The sequence below is a fragment of the Desulfovibrio sp. SGI.230 genome (assembly GCF_050313065.1).
Taxonomy (GTDB): Bacteria; Desulfobacterota; Desulfovibrionia; order Desulfovibrionales; family Desulfovibrionaceae; genus Desulfovibrio.
Genome location: NZ_JBNPKS010000003.1, coordinates 123,663 through 140,153, shown reverse-complemented (window position 1 = coordinate 140,153; position 16,491 = coordinate 123,663). Strand labels below are relative to the sequence as shown.

Below are 16,491 nucleotides of genomic sequence, written 5' to 3'. Positions count from 1 at the left end.
GATGCCCGCCCCGGGAGGACTAGAAGCTGTAGGCGAAGATCAGCTGGGCCTTCCAGGCATCCTGCTTGGACCAGTTACGATCGCTGACGTAGCTCTTGTCCCAGGTGTCCTTGTCCATCATGTTGATGATGTAGCCGAGCTCGAGATTGGCTTCCAGGTTCTCGTAGATCTGCCAGGAGTTGACCAGGTTGAATTCCAGCAGACCGTCGTTGGTGGTCAGATAGGGACCGTCCTGGGCGGCGGTGGTGTCGTTCCAGGCCACGCCGGAACCCATGTACTTGACCATGGAGGGGCTGTTGGTGCCGCCCCAGTAGGCCACACGGAAGGTGTGCTTGAGGTCTTCCACAAAGCTCACGTCCGCGATCTGCAGGCCCACGCCCCAGGTACCGGCGTAGGTCAGATTGTTGTCGTAGAAGTTGTAGCCGGTGCCCCAGGCCAGGTTGCCGTCGCCCATGAAGGACGTGAAGTTGCCCGCGCCGGCGATGGAGGGCAGGCGCTCGGAACCGTTCTTGACGTTGCCGTCGTCACCGGAGGCATACCAGCCGAAGATGCCGGGGGTGCCCCAGTCCATCTTGTATTCCACCAGGGCCTTGACCAGCCAGCCTTCACGCTTGCTGTTGCCGCGCACCCAGTCCGTACCGCGCTTGAGCACGTCGTAGCGGCCCATGGCTTCCACATAGCCGTAGTTGATGTCGAATTCGATGTTCAGGGGATCGAAGGCCGTGATGGCCACGGGCAGACCGGCCCAGAACATGGAGCCGTAGGCCTTGCTGGTCTTGCCGAGGGCAAACTCGTTCATGCCGGGCAGGTAGCCGGGCAGGGTCACGTCCAGCGCACCGTCGGCGGTCTCCACGCCGCCTTCATTGAAGCGGGTGTTCTTGCCCTGCATGCCGTACATGGCCCAGGGGGTCAGTTCCACACCGTCGAACTTCAGGGGCAGCATGAGCGCGAAGAGGTCCATGTTGTCCAGGTAGTTCTTCTGGTAATCTTCCCTGTCGCCATAGACACGGCCAGCATAATTGTCGTTGAGCGGGCGCATCCAGAGGGCGGTCAGGCCCACGTTGTCGTTGAACTGGTAGCTGGCGACCACGGCGGCGGCGTCACCGTCCATGATGGCGGAACCGCCGGCCACGTTGGGCATGGCCACGGCCTGCAGACCCATGCGGAGCTTGAGGTCGGTATTGGGCACCATCCAGTCGATGTAGGCGTTCTTGACCTTCACCTCCTTGCCGTCGGCACCCAGGGCGCCGCCGCTTTCGGCATTGCCCCACATCTGGTCGCCGATCTCGAAGAACACCGTACCGGACAGGGATTCGGAGGCCACGGCATCCAGCTGCAGGCGGACGCGCTGGCCGGCATTGAAGGTATCGTCGTGATGGTACTTCTTGTTGTCCACATCCTTGATGAGGCTGCCGTCACCAAGGCCAAAGCCCACCAGCCATTCGCCGGAGGCTTTGAAATCGATGGCTTTGGCGCCGCTGGCGGCACCCAGGAGCATGCCGGCAGCCAGCATGAGGGTAAGAATTTTTTTCATGACCTTCTTCCTTACTGTTTGAGGTTCACATCCATCAGGCAACAGCGGCGCCCCCCGACGCCACGGCCGCCCGGGCCGTATTCCGCGCCTTGGCGCGGGCCTTTTTGTCCTTGCAGCGGCAGTTGGGGCAGGTGCCCTTGCAAACATGCTTTGCCTTTTCAGGGACAATGAGGACCTTGTTGCCGCTCGTCGCCAGCTCGAAGCCGCGGGAGCCTTTGTAGTGGATGCGCTGCGGCGCGATGGAAGGCTGGGGCGCACCGCGCAGGGCGGCGGCCGCCGCCGGCTGGATGCGGGTCACATGGCGCACATCGATGAAGAATTTGTTGCAGTCGTTGCTGTGGCAGCGCATGAGGTTCAGGATGGCACGGGCCTGTTCCAGATCCAGATCCTCGCCGGTGGCGATGTGCAGGTTGTTGGCACTGCGGCGGAAAGAGATCCGGGTCTGGGGAAGGTTTTCCAATCTCGGCATGGTGGCTCCTGTGGTAATGTGTTTTGTTGAGGCAAACATGCCATGATTGAAAATTGATGTCAACAGAATTGAAAGTTGTTTTCAATTTATTTTGCCTTTGAAAAATAAAAAGACAATCATCTCAAAAAGGTAGCGAACCCGTGCCGGCCTATCTCTACGTATGACTCAAAACAGGGCCAGCATCGATCCCGGACTGCGTGCCCCTGCCGATCAGCAGGGAAGAAAAGCGGCGGTACGGGATTTGCGATACTTTTTTTAAAGGAACCGCAGCACAGCTTGCCTGCCGCCGCAGATCACGTCAACGCCGGTTCAGGATCGGGGGGACCGGCGGGGATCCTGCGTGCGGATATCTCGAAAAATCTTTTATTTTGCGCTATGGTGCGCGCACAGGAAGGCCTCTGGAGAAGATCATGACGACAGCCACAAGCCGATATTTTGCCCTGCTGGCCCTGACGGCCGCCCTGTGGGGCGCCCAGCCGCTGCTGGTCAAGATCACCATGCGGGAGCTGAACCCGTCCACCATGACCGCAGTGCGTTATCTGCTCATGAGCATCACCTTTTTCGCGCTCATGCGCTGGCGGGGGCTGCCGCTCCTGCCGCCGCTGCGCCTGATGCCGGCCCTGCTGCTCATGGGTATCACCGGTGTGGCGCTCAACAATATCGCCCAGTTCACCGGGCTGCAGCTCTCCACGGTCAGCAATGCCACTCTCATCGCCACGACCACTCCGGCCGTGACGGCACTGGTGGCCCTGATCTTCCTGCGCGAACGCCTGCTGCCCATCGAACTGCTGGGGATCCTGCTTTCCGTGGCAGGGGCGCTGTTCCTCGTCAGCAAGGGACAGATAGACGTATTGCTGCATATCTCCTTCAACAAGGGGGATCTGCTGTTCTTCACCGCCCAGTTGGGCTGGGCCGTCTATTCCCTGACGGGCTTCCGCGTCATGCGCCATCTTCCGCCCCTGACGACCACGGCCTGGGCCGGGCTGTTCGGGACGGCGGGCACCTTCATCTACGCCGCGCTGACCGGCCAGCTGGACGTGCACAGCGTGGGCGGCACGACCCTGGCCTGTATGGTCTATATCGTCTGGATCGGCGGCGTGTGCGCCATGATCTTCTGGAACATGGGGGTCAAGGTGGTGGGGGCAGGGCAGGCGGCCATCTTCCTCAACATCATGCCGCTGGTGGGCGTTGTTCTGGGTGTGACCCTGCTGGGAGAGGACTTTGCTTTCCGCGAGGCCTTCGGCGCCGTGGGCATCCTGGGCGGGGTGTACATCCTGACGCACAGCCGCCAGATCATGCGGCGCATGGACCAGCGCCTGATCCGGCGCGCCCGGGAGCTGGCGGCCGCCCGCCGGCAGGCTGCGGAAAAGGAATCCCGCCGGGACTGAGACCGGCGGGATGGCATCTATCAAGAGACGGGCTGCCGCTATGAAAGAGACTGAACACAAAAGACACCGGCTTGCGGATCTGCTTCTGGTCCTGCTGGCCGCGCTGTTCTGCTGGTGTGCCCTGCAGGGGACGCTGGACCTCAATCCCCAGGGCATCGGCATGGACAGCGACCTGCAGAACTACGCGCAGATTATGGAAGCCGGGGAATGCCCCGCGGCCTTTGCCCGTGACCCGGTGGCGTCTTTTTTCCCGCAGGATCCGGGCGTGCCCAACCTGCTGACGGCCCTGGCGGGTCTGCTCCCCGACGGGGACAATGCGGCCACGGACATGCTGCGTGTGGGCGCGCTGGGCGTCTTTTTGCACTTCCTTGCCTATTACATCCTGGGGCGCTGCCTGTTCCGCAGCCCCTCTCTGGCGGCCCTGCTCTCGATCCTGATGAGCATTGCCGTGCACTGGTCGTTCGGCACCTTCTGGGGCAGCATGCGCTCGGATCCGGTGCCGCGCATCTTCTATGCCGATCTCTGGCCCTTTCTTCTGCTGCTGGCCTGTGCGGCCGTCAAACGCCCTTCGCTGCAGCCTGTGGTCATGTTCCTGTCAGGCTGTGCCATGCTGGTGCATACGGTCAGCGCCCTCATGGGCGGAGCCATGTTCTTCATGGCCTTTTTCCTGCTCTGGCGGGACAGGGGACTGTGGCGCCACGCGGGCCTGAGCCTGCTGAATCTGTTGAGCTTCGCAGTTCCCGTTGTTATATATCTGAAAGTTTTTCTTGCGGATACACCAGCACCGCCGGTCGAGTATGCCGGGCTTTTAGCCGAGGTGCGCGCCCTGCGTTACAGCAAGGACTGGCATGATGTCTGGCAAAGCCTTGCGGACATATTGCTCTATTATACCTTCCCCGTCCCGCTCTTTCCTGCGGCGGCCGTAGCAGCCGCCATACTGGTCAAAAAAAGACAGCAGCTGGCCGGGCCGGTGCGCACCCTGCTGCGGCTCATGCCGGGCATGGTGCTGGGCATCGCGGGCGGCTGTGTGCTCTGCGCCCTGGAGATGTGGCTGGCCCGCCATCTGGGACGGCAGAACATGAGTCAGGAGATCCTGCGGGGCACGCGCTTTTTGGTGCCGCTTTCCTGGCTGCTGCTGACCTGTCTTTTGTCCCTGTACTGGCAGGGCGTAGCCCCCCTGCTGCGCCGTGGCATCGTCATCCTGCTGGCTGTCGTCCTGCTGTCGCTGGGGCAGGGCAAACAGGTGGTGGCGGCCCGGCATGCCCTGGCGGACATGGCCGGTCTGGGCTGGCTGGATACGGAAGAGGCCCGGCAGATCAAGGCGCATTCCCTAGGATTGCGGGATGCCCTGCAGGCCCTGCGCGCGCAGGCGGGACCGGAAGAGCTGGTTTTTACTGACGGAGACTGCATGGCCGTGCGCTTTGCTGCCCGCATGCCCATGCTGCCCGTACACAAGGACGGGAACGTCATCTATTATGCCGCCGACCCGGATATGGCCCGGCGCTGGCTGGCCATGCAACACCGCATGGCGGCCGATGCCACCGGCTATATGGAGGTCTGGCGTACGGAGCAGGCCGCGTTGCTGCTGACGCGCCATGTGGAGCACAAAGCCCTGTTGCTGCGTTACGGTGCCCTGCTTTTTGAGAATGAAGACTGGCTGTTGCTGCGGCGTTCGCCGGTAGCGGCGGACGCCGATGCACAGGTCACGAGGAGCGGATATGCAGACTGAGAAGAAAGGCAACAGGATCGCGGTCCTGATCCCCTGCTATAACGAGGCGCTGACCATCGGGAACGTGGTCAGGGATTACCGTCAGGCCCTGCCGGATGCCGATATCTATGTCTATGACAACAATTCCACCGACGAAACGGCCCGTCTGGCCCGTGAGGCCGGTGCCATCGTGCGCCCCGAGCCCCGTCAGGGCAAGGGCAACGTGGTGCGGACCATGTTCCGTGACATCGAGGCGGACTGTTATCTGATGGTGGACGGGGACGACACCTATCCGGCTTCGCAGGCGGCGGCCCTGTGCGCGCCCGTGCTGGAAGGACGTGCGGACATGGTCATCGGCGACCGGCTGTCCTCCACCTACTTCACGGAAAACAAGCGCCCATTCCACAACTGCGGCAACATGCTGGTGCGCCGCTGCATCAACATGTTCTGGAAGCGCGGCCGGCAGATCGAGGACGTCATGACGGGCATGCGGGCCATGTCGCCCCTGTTCGTCAAATCCTTCCCCATCCTTTCGCAGGGCTTCGAGATCGAGACGGAGATGACCATCTTTTCCCTGGCCAACAATTTCCGCATCGCTTCCATGCCCATCCAGTACCGCGACCGACCGGAAGGGAGTTTTTCCAAGCTGAGCACGTTCCGGGACGGCTTCCGCGTCCTGAAGACCATCGCCGTCCTGTTCAAGGATTACCGTCCCCTGCTGGTCTTCTGGTCGGTGGCCTGTCTGCTGGCCCTGCTTTCTCTGGGGCTGTTCCTGCCTGTGCTGGGCGAATACATGTCCAGCGGGCTCGTACCCCGCTTCCCGACCCTGATAGTGTCCGGATTCTGCATGCTGGCGGCTTTGCTGAGCTTTGTTGCCGGCCTGACCCTGGACTGCCAGCGCAAGCGGGCCCGGCAGGCCTTCGAGATCCAGCTCAATGTGCTGTCACTGCTGCTGCGGCAGGGCAGGACAGGCATGCCCTCCGGCGGGAACAGGCCGGAGCAAGACCCTCAGGCGTAAATGAAGAAAGCCGGGCAACAGCCCGGCTTTTTCCATTTGGGACAACGCTGGAAAGGACGCAACGAAAAGGCTGGGGAGCTTCCCTGCCCGGTCAGCTGAGGGCCTTGCGCTTCATGATGTAGTTCCAGATCATGACCACCCCCGTGGCCACGACCTTGGCCAGCATGTAGTGCAGGGCCAGCTTGTCCACCAGCAGCCACATGCAGATCTGATTGATGCCCAGACCGGCCAGGCTCGATCCCACGAAGACCACCTGCCGGGCAAAGCTGCGTGCCGCCTGATGGAAGACGAAGAACACGCAAAGGTAGTAATTGACGATGACGGCCACGATAAAGGCCCAGGCGGACGACCAGAGGTAATGGACGTCCAGCACGCTGGTCAGCAGGAACAGCAGGCCGTAGTCCACCAGAAAGGTCAGACCGCCCACGATGCAGAAGCGGAAAAATTCCGCGCCACGGCTGGCAAGGGACATAACGACTCCTTTGGGATTGGGCTGCCCTGACTTAGCCTGTTCCCCGCCGGGGCGCAAGCCGGATGGGCAGGTATGCGGCAAAGGGGCGAGGGCTGGCCGCTATGGTGCGTGCGCGACAGGGCACGGCATGCACGCCGGTAGGGCAGAGCAATATGCCGGAACGCGGAGGACGCCGCGAACTGTCAGACACCACACGCCGCACGACGCGCAGCGCGGAAGGGAGGGCACTCCCGTCCGCGCTGCTTCTTGTTCCGTCGTTTCCTGTAACCGGGGACGATGTTTTCTGGTCTTGCGTACGGTTTGTGAACGCCAATGTCGTCAGGGACGTAGGGGGACTTCTTCAGCTACCTCCGGCCCGGCGGGGCGGAGCTGCCCCTTGTCCAGCAGGAAGAGGGGGGCGGAGGGCTGGACCTCCCGCAGCAGGGCCGCCGTATGGGGATGGCAGGTGAAAAAGAGGATCTGCTGCCGGGGCCCGTATCTTCCCTGGCTGAGGTCCCCCAGGATACGGGCCGTGCGCCGTGCCCGGCCGGGATCGAAGTCCACCAGCACATCGTCCATGATGACCGGCAGGGGGCTGGCCTGTGCCGCGTGATCCTGGATGTAGGCCAGGCGCAGGGCCAGATAAAGCTGCTCCTGGGTGCCCCGGCTCAGCTGCTCCGGGCTGACGGGCTCGCCCTGCGGCGGCATGACCCGCAGGCTGGAATCGCCCACGACGGCGCCCACGTCCTGCCAGGCACCGGCGGTGATGTCCCGGAATATGGCCGCGGCACGGCGGATGACACGGGGCTGGCGTTCCTTCTCAAAGGCCAGTTTCGCCCGGTGGAGCAGAGCATGGGCCAGACGCAGGCGGCACCAGGCACGGGCCTGCCGCTGCAGCTCTTCCCGCTGGTCGGCTTCCTGCTGCAACAGGTCGGCCAGGGTCCCGTCCTGCCGCATGGCCTCCACGCGCACGCCCAGAGCGGCGACTTCTTCCGCCAGCGTGTCCTCTTCCTGACGCAATCCTTCCAGAAGATGCTGCTGCCCTGCGCAGGCCTGTTCCTCTTCCTCCCGGGCCTCTTCCCGGAAAGAAGCCAAAAACGTTTCCAGCGGCTGCGTCCCGGCCACCAGGCGCAGGCTGTCTTCCAGCAGCAGGCGACGCTGCTCCGTCCGGTGCCGTTCTTCCAGCAGGGCGGCCGTTTGCAAAAAATCCCCGTCGTCCCGGGCTCCGCCCTGATGCAGCAGGGCCGCCAGATCGGTACGGATGTTGTCCAGATCACTTGCCGCACGGCGGCAGGCCGTTTCCTGCTCATCCAGCAGCTGGCGCAGGCGGGCCTGCTCTGCGGCACGGTGGCGGGCGTCCTCCGCCGCCTCGCCCAGCATTTCCAGATGCCGGAGCCAGTCGGCATCCTGCGGCGGCACGGGGCGTCCCGTCTCTTCCAGCAGGGCGGCCAGCGGTGCCCGCAGGGCTTCTGTTTCGCCGTGCAGACGTTGCAGGCGCGAATCTTCCTGTTGCAGCTCTTCTTCGAGGCGCAAACAGCTCTCCATACCGTCCAGGGCCGCGTGGACGGTCCCCGGCGTCAGGTCTTCCGGCAGGCCCAGCGAATGCAGGCCGCCGGTCCAGGCGGTCCGGGCCGTCTCCAGCCGCAGGATCGCTTCCTGCGTGCGGCAACGGCTGTCCTCCAGTACCTTGCGGCAGCGTTCCAGCAGCCCGGCACTGGTCGCGGCCTCGGCAGCGGCCTGCTGATGTCCGGCACGGGCCTCTTCCGCTTCCCGGCAAAGGGCAAGGCCGCGGCGGACAGCCTCCGGCAGGCTGGGGCAGGCGGTAGCGGGAGGGAGCAGGGCCAGCAGGTCGCGCAAGGCCTGTTCCGTCTGTTGCAGGGAAGAGGTCGCATGCCCGGCATCGTCCCCGGCTGCGCTCAGTGCCTCCGTCAGTGTGGCGGCGGTGGCTGCCCGCTCGAAAAGCAGCCCTGCCGCTGCCGGGGCAAAGGCCGTCGCCGTGCCTGCGGGCAGCATGGCCTGCCAGCGGTTTTCCCCGTCCTGTATGGCGGCAAGGAGTTCCTGCTCCTGTTCGGCCAGTCGGGCCAGCGTTTGCCTGACGCGCCTCAATTCCTGCCGCAGGCTGTCGTGTTCCTGCAGGAGCTGATCCAGCTGACGGCGCGCGGCCTGCTGTTTTTCCAGACAGCTTTCCAGTTCATCGGTATCCGGGATGTCGTTGTTCATGGTGCGCGGCAGGGGCAGACGGGCAAGGCGGTGCTGCTGTTCCCGCAGGCGTCCTGTGCTTTCTTCCAGCAGCTGCCGGATGCGCGCCGCTTCTTCCCGGCGATGGCGTTCCGCCTTCCCGGCATGGGGCAGGCCGCCTGCCAGCAGGGCAAGACCGCAGACCGCTGCCAGCCCGCCTGCCCAGGGCGAGGCCGCCAGCCCGGGCCAGGGGAGCAGCTCCGGGGCCCACTGTCCGGCCAGCAGAAGGACCAGGCCGGGGAGCAGGAGCATGATGCCCATGCAGAGCAGGGGCAGGCTGCCGCCTGTCAGAGGACGCTCCAGCTGCTGGGCCTGTTGTGAAAGCCCTTCCTGCCGGACCGTCTCGGCGGCGATCCCGGAGCGGAGCGTACGGCAATGCCGCACGGCGGCAGCAAAACGATCCAGGGCTTCCTGCTCCAGGGCCGGATGCCGGTCGATGGCCTGGACAAGGGCCGTCTCGCGCTGTTGCAGCTTGTCCTGCTCCTGCCGTGCGTGCTCCTGCTGTTCCCGCAGGCTGCGCAAGCGCTCTGTCAGATGGTCGAGACGGGAGGCCAGCGAGAGGGCCTCATCCCTGTGGCGGAGCAGCCGCTCCGGCCCGGCAAGGTCATTTTCGTCCAGGCGCAGCGGCGCGCAGGCGCGTGAAAAGGCTTCCCGGGCCCGTTGCTGCCGTCGCTGCCAGCGGGGGAGGTCTCCCTGCTTTTCCTGCCAGTTTTCCAGAAGGCGTTGCAGGTGGCGTTGTTGGCCGCCGTCCAGAGGCGGCTGGCGGTCGGGCAGGGCCTCCAGACGTTGCAGGTGTGCCTGGTGGGTCTCTTCAGCCTGTGCCAGCGCGGCGGCGGCCTCGTCTTCCCGCTGGCGGGCCATCTGCAGGGCCGTCGTACAGGTCGCCAGTGTGGCGGCCTGCCGTTCCACTTCCTCCCGGCCGAAGACAGAGCGGTCCGTGGCACGGATGCGGGCGCAATCCCAGTCAGGGCCCAGACGGGAAAGCTCTTCCTGCAGACGGCGGGCGATCTGTTCCTTGCGCAGACGCGCCAGCGGCAGGTCGGTCAGGGCTTGCCGGTAGGTGGAGGTCTGTTCCGTCAGGGCGCGCAGACGGGGCAGGGCCGCCACAAGGGCCTGATCCGGGCACAGCTCCCGGAGCCGTTCGCGTGTGCGCGCGCACTGTTCCCGAAGGCCCTGCAGGGCATGCCGGCCTTCCTCCTCCCTTTCGCGCAGACGGGCCAGACGCTCGCGCCCCTGCGGCGGGAAATCCTGCGGCAGGCCGGAAAGGCGCTCCAGACGCATCCCCAGCAGATGCCACTCCCGCCACTGCTCCCAGACCGAGAGGCGCCGTTCCGTACGGCGCAGGGCGGTCTCCAGCTCCGTCTTGCGGCGGCGGAGGTCTTCCAGATCCTGTTTGCGCTGCTGCCACTGGGCGCACAGGGCGTCGTAGCTGCCGCTCCGGGCGTCGGCCTGACGGATGCGGGCCCGCAGCTCCTGCCAGCAGCCCATCTGGACATTGAGGGGCAGCTTGCGGCCCTGCGGGCGATAGATGGCGTCGGCCTGCTGTTGCAGGGCGCGCAGCACATCGGCCGGGGAACGCAGGCCCGTGCCGAAGCTGGCCCCGTAGAGGGCATGGCGCACGGCCTCGTCGTCCAGGCTCTCGAAGCGCTGCAATTCCCCCAGACTGAAGCCGAAAACATTGCTGTAGACCTGACGGTCGATGCCCCGGAAGAGCTGCTCCAGCAGGCTTTCCGGCACAGGGGCCCCGTCGGGGCCGGTGAGCTGCAAACGGCCGCTGCCCGGGCCGGGGCGGCGATGCAGATGCAGCAGGCCGTGGAGGCCGCTTTCCAGCGTCAGGCTGCCCCCGGCCTGTCCGCCGCGCAGGGGCTGGCCGGCCTGACGTTCCTTGCGCCCGGAGGGATAGCCGGTGAGCATGGCCCGCAGGAAGGCCAGACAGGTGGACTTGCCGGCTTCGTTGTCGCCCAGAAAAATGTTGATGCCCGGGCCGAGGCCCTCGGCGCCCGTTTGGGCAAGGATGCCGAAACCGTCTGCATGGAACGAGAGCAGGCGCATCACTTCCCCTCCAGCATGTCCAGGCAGAGATAGCGGGCTTCGTCCAGCAGGTCCTGGAGATCTTCCCCTTCCGGCATGTCGAGCATCCCGGCGGGGCAGTGCCGGAACAGGGGCGCCAGCTCCTCCTCGGCAAAGGCGGCCAGCGCTTCGGGCTGCTGCTCGAGCCCTTCCGCCAGACGCAGGGCCTCGCCCAGCAGATCCTGGCGTTGCAGGCAGGCGGCCATATCCACAGCGGGGGCCGTCTCCACGCACAGATCCTTGATGTGGACAGGCAGGGGCAGGGGAGCCTGATGCAGGCGCTCCCGCAGGTCGCGGCAGGTCTCCGGGCGGCGCAGCAGACTGTCCAGCGGGGTGCGTCCCTGTAGGCACAGGCGCACGACCATGAGCGTGCAGGATGCGTCAGCGCTTTCCGTGACCGTGGTCAGGGCCTCCAGCAACCTGTCCTCCACGGCGTCGAGCTGTTCCACGGCGTCCAGACCGATGACCGGACGCTGCCATTGTACCGGCCCCAGCGGCAGGAACTCTTCCCGGCAGGAGAAAGCACCGTCGCAGGCCTCGGCAGTGACCAGCAGACAGCCGCGCGGGCCGCCTTCATTGATGTGGAGTCCCTGGGTATTGCCGGGATAGGCGATGAAGGGATGGCGCGCCAGAATGCGGCGTTCGTGCACATGGCCCAGGGCCCAGGCATCCAGACCGGCGGCGCGCAGATCGTCCAGCGAGCAGGGGGCGTATCTGTCCTGCGTGGGGCTGCCTTCCACGCTGCAATGCAGCACGCCCAGCTGGAAGCAATCCGTCTCCGGCTGGCGGTGGAAGAGGAGGGCCAGGTTGCGGGCCTCCCTGATGCGGGCATGGCTGATGCCGTGGATCACGGCAAGGGGAGCCCCGTCCCGGTACAGCACATGCTGTTCGGGCTCCGGGCCGAAGATGGTCACGTTGTCGGGCCAGTCCACGGTCTTCAGCCGGGAGTCCAGCGGGTCATGGTTGCCGTGGGCCCAGAAGACCGGGATGCCGCAGGCCTGCAGGCGCACACAGCCGTCGCGCAGGGCCAGCTGGGCTTTGACGCTGTGCTCTTCCTGATTGTAGATGTCCCCGGCCAGGACAAGAAAGTCCGGCCGCAGGCGCTCGCACTGGTCGAACAGGCGTTGCAGTGCCGTGAAGGTGGCGTCGCGCAGCTGCGCTTGCAGGGCCTCTCCGGCATCGGTACGGCTCAGGCCCAGGAAGGGGGTGTCCAGATGCAGGTCGGCGGCATGGATGTATCGGAGGCTGTTCATGGCGTGTCCTTGGCGTGGGCTCCTCCGGCAGAGATATGTTTTTTCCGGCAGCAGGACAAGTTGCGCGCGTGGAGGCGTGCGCGGTTGACGCTGTCAAAGCCCGTTGGTATGACTAGCGTTTATACCACAGGGGGAAAGAATGGCGCGAATCCTTTACGGCATCCACGGGACAGGGCATGGCCATGCCATGCGCGGGCTGACCATCGCCCGCCGTCTGGGCGCACACGAATTTCTGTTCGTGGCCAATGACGACGCCCCCAAGATACTGGAGCCCGAATTCCGGGTGCACCGCATCCCCAATCTGGGCACGGTGTTCCGCAACTATCAGGTGGATGTGGGCGCCACGGTGCGCAAGGCCATCCCGCTGCTCTGGCACCGTCAGCGCTATGTGGATGAAGTGCTGCGCCTTATCGACCAGTTCAAGCCCGACGTCTGCATGACGGACCTGGAGTACTTCGTGCCGCGTGCGGCCGAGAAGGCCGGGCTGCACTGCCTGACCCTCGACCATCAGCACGTCATCACCTGCTGTCGCCACGGCTGGCTGCCGCCGCGCATGTGGTGGGATCACCTGCTGCAGGGCATCACGCCCCGCTACCTGTTCCGGCCCACGGAGCAGAACCTGCTGGTCTCCTTCTATGCGCCGCCGGTGCAGCCCCGCTACCACGCCCGCGTGGTGCCCCCCATCCTGCGTGAAAGCGTGCTGCGCCTCAATCCCCGTGATGACGGCCATGTGGTGGTCTACCAGAGCAATTCCACGCACCGCAAGCTGGTGGACTTCTTGCTCCAGGCCACGGATCGCCCCTGCTATGTCTTCGGCTATGACCGGACGGAAGGCCGCGAGGGCAACGTCATCTTCATGAAGAAGAGCGAAGAGGGCTTCCTCAAGCTGCTGGAAGGCTGTTCCTACGTCATCCAGGGCGGCGGCCATACCCTGATGACCGAGGCCCTGCACCTGGGCAAGCCCATCCTGAGCCTGCCGCTCAAGGCCATGGTGGAACAGTGTTTCAACGCCCTGTACCTCGAACGTCTGAACTACGGCATGCAGGCCGACATGATGACCCTGGAGCCCGCCTTGCTGCGCCGCTTCGAGGAACGCCTGCCCGAGTTCCGGGCCTCCATCGCGCGCGGGCATTTCTGCGGCAACGATCTGGTCTTCGGCCTGGTGGATACCTTCATCCGCACCGGTACCTTGCCGGTATCGGGCACGCCGAAGGTGGTGGAGTAGGAGAAAAAGCTCGCATCACGGCAGGGCTTCCATCCCTGTTTCCATGATAGCAAAACGCCTCTTCCGTCTCATGCGGGAGAGGCGTTTCTGCGTGGGGCGCTCCACGCGCAGGGGGGCTCTTTGTCATTCCCCTTGTCCATATGTTCGCTCGGCCATCCCCACGGGGGGAATACTGCCTTCGCCGGCAAGTCCATCGGCGCGTTCTCGGTTCATCCCCACGCATGCGGGGAATACTCTTCGACGAGATGCAAGAGATAGCAAGCTGTCAGCGGGACGGCTGCATACTGCCGAACAAGACCATGCTTGCTGCAAGCCCTGCTCCACGAGCATCAAAAAAGGGAAGGAGCTTTCGCGCAAGGCGGCTCCTTCCCTTCCAACAATACCGCCCGGCAGGGCAGTTAGGATCCATTGATTTTTACATGCCCAGATAGGCGGAACGCACGTCCTCGCTCTTGAGCAGGTTCTCGGCGCTGTCGCTGGTGACGATACGGCCGTTCTCCATCACATAGCCGCGGTGGGCGATGCGCAGGGCCTGGTTAGCGTTCTGTTCCACCAGGAAGACCGTGGTGCCGTTGGCGTTGACGCGCTGGATGATCTGGAAGATCTGCTGGATGATGATGGGTGCGAGGCCCAGCGAGGGCTCGTCCAGCAGGAGCAGCTTGGGCCGGGCCATGAGGGCGCGGCTGATGGCCAGCATCTGCTGTTCGCCACCGGACAGGGTGCCGCCGGTCTGCTTGCGGCGCTGGGCCAGGATGGGGAAGAGGTCGAACACATAGTCCATGTCTTCCTTGATGCCCTGCACGTCGTTGCGCAGGAAGGCGCCCAGGTCGAGGTTCTCGCGCACGCTCAGGTCGGGGAAGATGAGGCGGCCTTCGGGCACCTGCGAGATGCCCAGGCGGACGATCTCGTGCGGGGGCAGCTCGTGGATGGGCTCGCCGTTCCAGAGGATCTCGCCCTTGCGCGGCCGGTTGATGCCGCAGATGGTCATGAGCGTGGTGGACTTGCCGGCGCCGTTGGCACCGATGAGGGTCACGATCTCGCCGTCATCCACGCGCAGGGAAACGTCGCGCAGGGCCTGGATGTTGCCGTAGTAGGTATCAATGCCCTTGACTTCAAGCATCTTCGCTTTCTCCCAGATAGGCCTGAATGACGCGCGGGTTGCTGCGCACTTCCGCGGGAGTGCCGGCAGCGATGCGCGAACCGTATTCCATGACATAGATGCGGTCGGACAGGGACATGACCATGCCCATGTCGTGCTCGATGAGCAGGATGGAAAGATCCCGGTCCGCGCGGATCTGGAGCACCAGATCCTTGAGCTCGTTGGTCTCCTGCGGGTTCATGCCGGCGGCGGGTTCGTCCAGCAGCAGCATGCGGGGCTCGGTGGCCAGGGCGCGGGCGATCTCCAGACGGCGCTGGGCACCGTAGGCCAGGTTGCAGGCCTTTTCGTTCCACAGATCCTGCAGGTGCACGGTCTCCAGCAGGCTGTAGGAGATGTCGATGGATTCCTGCTCTTCGCGACGGGTGGCGGGGTTGCGGGTCAGCGCGCCCCAGATGCCGGCCTTGGTGCGGCAGTGACGGCCGATCATCACGTTCTCCAACACGGTCATGTCGCTGAACAGACGGATGTTCTGGAAGGTGCGGGCCATGCCCAGCGCCGTGATGAGGTGGGGCTTGCGCCCGTTGAGCAGATGCTTCTCGCCGTTGGCGCCGTACAGGTGCACGGTGCCTTCCGTGGGCTTGTAGATGCCGGTGACGCAGTTGAAGAAGGTGGTCTTGCCGGCGCCGTTGGGGCCGATGAGGGCCACGATCTCGCCTTCGTTGACGGTCAGGTCCAGCTCGTTGAGGGCGCGCAGACCGCCGAAGTCACGCGTCAGGCCCTTGACTTCAAGGACGGGTTTCATGCGCGTTCTCCTTTGTTGCCGCCCTGCAGGGCGGTGATGCGGTAGCGGCGGCGCTCACCGGTGACGAGGCCCTGGGGCCGGAAGATCATCATGATGACCATGATGGCGCCGAAGATCAGCATGCGGTACTCGGAGAAGGCACGCAGGTATTCGGGAGCCAGGATGAGGATGGTGGCGGCGATGACCACGCCCACGATGGAGCCCATGCCGCCCAGCACCACCATGGAGAGGATCATGGCCGATTCCATGAAGGTGAAGCTGGCGGGGTTGATGAAGGTGGTCTTGGCCGCGAAGATGACGCCGGCGAAACCGGCCCAGCAGGAGCTCAGGGCAAAGGCCGAGAGCTTGACGCGGGCCAGGTCGATGCCCATGGCCTCACAGGCGATCTCGTCTTCACGCAGGGCCTGCAGGGCAAGGCCCACACGGGAGTTCTTGAGGCGGCTGATGACGATGATGGTCAGGATCACGGCCAGCAGCACCAGATAGTAAATGAAGATGGTGTTGGCGGCGATCTCCAGCTCCTGGCCGAAGAAGGAGGGGCCGGGGATGTTCTTGATGCCGCCGGAACCGCCGGTGAGGCTGGTCCAGTTGAGCAGCACCAGGCGCACGATCTCGCCGAAGCCCAGGGTCACGATGGCCAGATAGTCACCGCGCAGGCGCAGCACGGGGAAGCCCAGGGCCAGGCCGAAAACGATGGCCATGAAGCCGCCCACGGGCAGACAGGCCCAGAAGCCCAGGCCGAACGCCTGGTTGAGCAGGGCGTAGGAATAGGCGCCCACGGCGTAGAAGGCCACATAGCCCAGCACCAGCTGACCGGCGATGCCCACGGCGATGTTCAGGCCCAGGGCCAGGATGACATAGAGCATGGCCGAGATCATGATGTTGGTCTGGTAGAAGGAGCTCACCAGAGGCATGACGATCATGACGGCCAGCAGCAGGCCGAGGCTGGTCAGACGGGTGGTGGTATTGCGGTTGGGCAGGGTGACCAGGCTGTGCAGGCCCTTGCCCAGGCCTTCGGGCAGGCGGATCAGCGGGATGCCGCGGGCCTTGCGGCTGAAACACCAGTTCCAGAGCATGGAAAGGAAGAAGATGGCCACGCCCAGCAGGATGACCCTGTCGAACTGCCATTCCACGGTCTGGTCAACGCTGTTGAGCTTGATGCCCATGACCGGGAAGGTCAGGAGCATGAACCAACAGGCAGCCAAAAGGGCTTTTGTAAGATATTGCATCATGATT

Annotated in this window: 12 protein-coding genes; 4 read left to right on the top strand and 8 right to left on the bottom strand. The window is 64.6% G+C overall.

Features of this window, described 5'->3' with window-relative positions:
* Positions 1-19: 19 nt before the first annotated feature.
* Positions 20-1,534 carry an outer membrane homotrimeric porin gene (locus ACQRAG_RS04470; protein ID WP_427803642.1) on the bottom strand — a complete coding sequence of 505 codons (1,515 nt, stop codon included), beginning with the start codon at positions 1,532-1,534 and terminating at the stop codon, positions 20-22.
* A 34-nt stretch (positions 1,535-1,568) separates the two neighbouring features.
* Positions 1,569-2,003 carry a squalene cyclase gene (locus tag ACQRAG_RS04465; protein WP_168934448.1) on the bottom strand — a complete coding sequence of 145 codons (435 nt, stop codon included), beginning with the start codon at positions 2,001-2,003 and terminating at the stop codon, positions 1,569-1,571.
* A 410-nt stretch (positions 2,004-2,413) separates the two neighbouring features.
* On the opposite strand from ACQRAG_RS04465, the gene ACQRAG_RS04460 reads away from it, so the two are divergent.
* The 3 genes from ACQRAG_RS04460 to ACQRAG_RS04450 are packed head-to-tail and all read left to right on the top strand — an operon-like array spanning position 2,414 to position 6,117.
* Positions 2,414-3,391: a DMT family transporter gene (locus ACQRAG_RS04460; RefSeq protein WP_168934447.1), complete on the top strand. Its 978-nt coding sequence runs from the start codon at positions 2,414-2,416 to the stop codon at positions 3,389-3,391.
* A gap of 40 nt (positions 3,392-3,431) precedes the next feature.
* Positions 3,432-5,120, top strand: coding sequence for a hypothetical protein (locus ACQRAG_RS04455; RefSeq protein WP_320620349.1), 1,689 nt, complete (start codon positions 3,432-3,434; stop codon positions 5,118-5,120).
* Positions 5,110-6,117 carry a glycosyltransferase family 2 protein gene (locus tag ACQRAG_RS04450; protein WP_303740060.1) on the top strand — a complete coding sequence of 336 codons (1,008 nt, stop codon included), beginning with the start codon at positions 5,110-5,112 and terminating at the stop codon, positions 6,115-6,117. The genes ACQRAG_RS04455 and ACQRAG_RS04450 overlap by 11 nt, the downstream gene beginning before the upstream one ends.
* A 91-nt stretch (positions 6,118-6,208) precedes the next feature.
* Here ACQRAG_RS04450 and ACQRAG_RS04445 read toward each other — a convergent pair whose 3' ends face one another.
* From ACQRAG_RS04445 to ACQRAG_RS04435, 3 genes are all read right to left on the bottom strand, one after another.
* Complete coding sequence (locus tag ACQRAG_RS04445) at positions 6,209-6,589, bottom strand: GtrA family protein (protein ID WP_204673845.1); 381 nt, start codon at positions 6,587-6,589, stop codon at positions 6,209-6,211.
* A gap of 318 nt (positions 6,590-6,907) precedes the next feature.
* A complete protein-coding gene (locus ACQRAG_RS04440; RefSeq protein WP_427805286.1) occupies positions 6,908-10,858 on the bottom strand; it encodes an AAA family ATPase in 3,951 nt (1,316 codons plus the stop codon).
* The gene (locus ACQRAG_RS04435) at positions 10,858-12,129 is read right to left on the bottom strand and encodes a metallophosphoesterase family protein (RefSeq protein WP_304019803.1); all 1,272 of its coding nucleotides are present in this window, start codon (positions 12,127-12,129) and stop codon (positions 10,858-10,860) included. The genes ACQRAG_RS04440 and ACQRAG_RS04435 overlap by 1 nt, the downstream gene beginning before the upstream one ends.
* 139 nt (positions 12,130-12,268) lie before the next feature.
* On the opposite strand from ACQRAG_RS04435, the gene ACQRAG_RS04430 reads away from it, so the two are divergent.
* Entirely contained in the window at positions 12,269-13,354 is a 1,086-nt protein-coding gene (locus ACQRAG_RS04430) for a glycosyltransferase family protein (protein WP_204624989.1), read from the top strand.
* A gap of 415 nt (positions 13,355-13,769) precedes the next feature.
* Here ACQRAG_RS04430 and ACQRAG_RS04425 read toward each other — a convergent pair whose 3' ends face one another.
* The 3 genes from ACQRAG_RS04425 to ACQRAG_RS04415 are packed head-to-tail and all read right to left on the bottom strand — an operon-like array spanning position 13,770 to position 16,484.
* Positions 13,770-14,474, bottom strand: coding sequence for an ABC transporter ATP-binding protein (locus ACQRAG_RS04425; protein ID WP_006003506.1), 705 nt, complete (start codon positions 14,472-14,474; stop codon positions 13,770-13,772).
* Complete coding sequence (locus tag ACQRAG_RS04420; RefSeq protein WP_006003508.1) at positions 14,467-15,255, bottom strand: ABC transporter ATP-binding protein; 789 nt, start codon at positions 15,253-15,255, stop codon at positions 14,467-14,469. Before ACQRAG_RS04420 ends, ACQRAG_RS04425 begins: the two co-directional genes overlap by 8 nt.
* Positions 15,252-16,484 carry an ABC transporter permease subunit gene (locus tag ACQRAG_RS04415; RefSeq protein ID WP_168935224.1) on the bottom strand — a complete coding sequence of 411 codons (1,233 nt, stop codon included), beginning with the start codon at positions 16,482-16,484 and terminating at the stop codon, positions 15,252-15,254. The genes ACQRAG_RS04420 and ACQRAG_RS04415 overlap by 4 nt, the downstream gene beginning before the upstream one ends.
* Positions 16,485-16,491 lie beyond the last annotated feature (7 nt).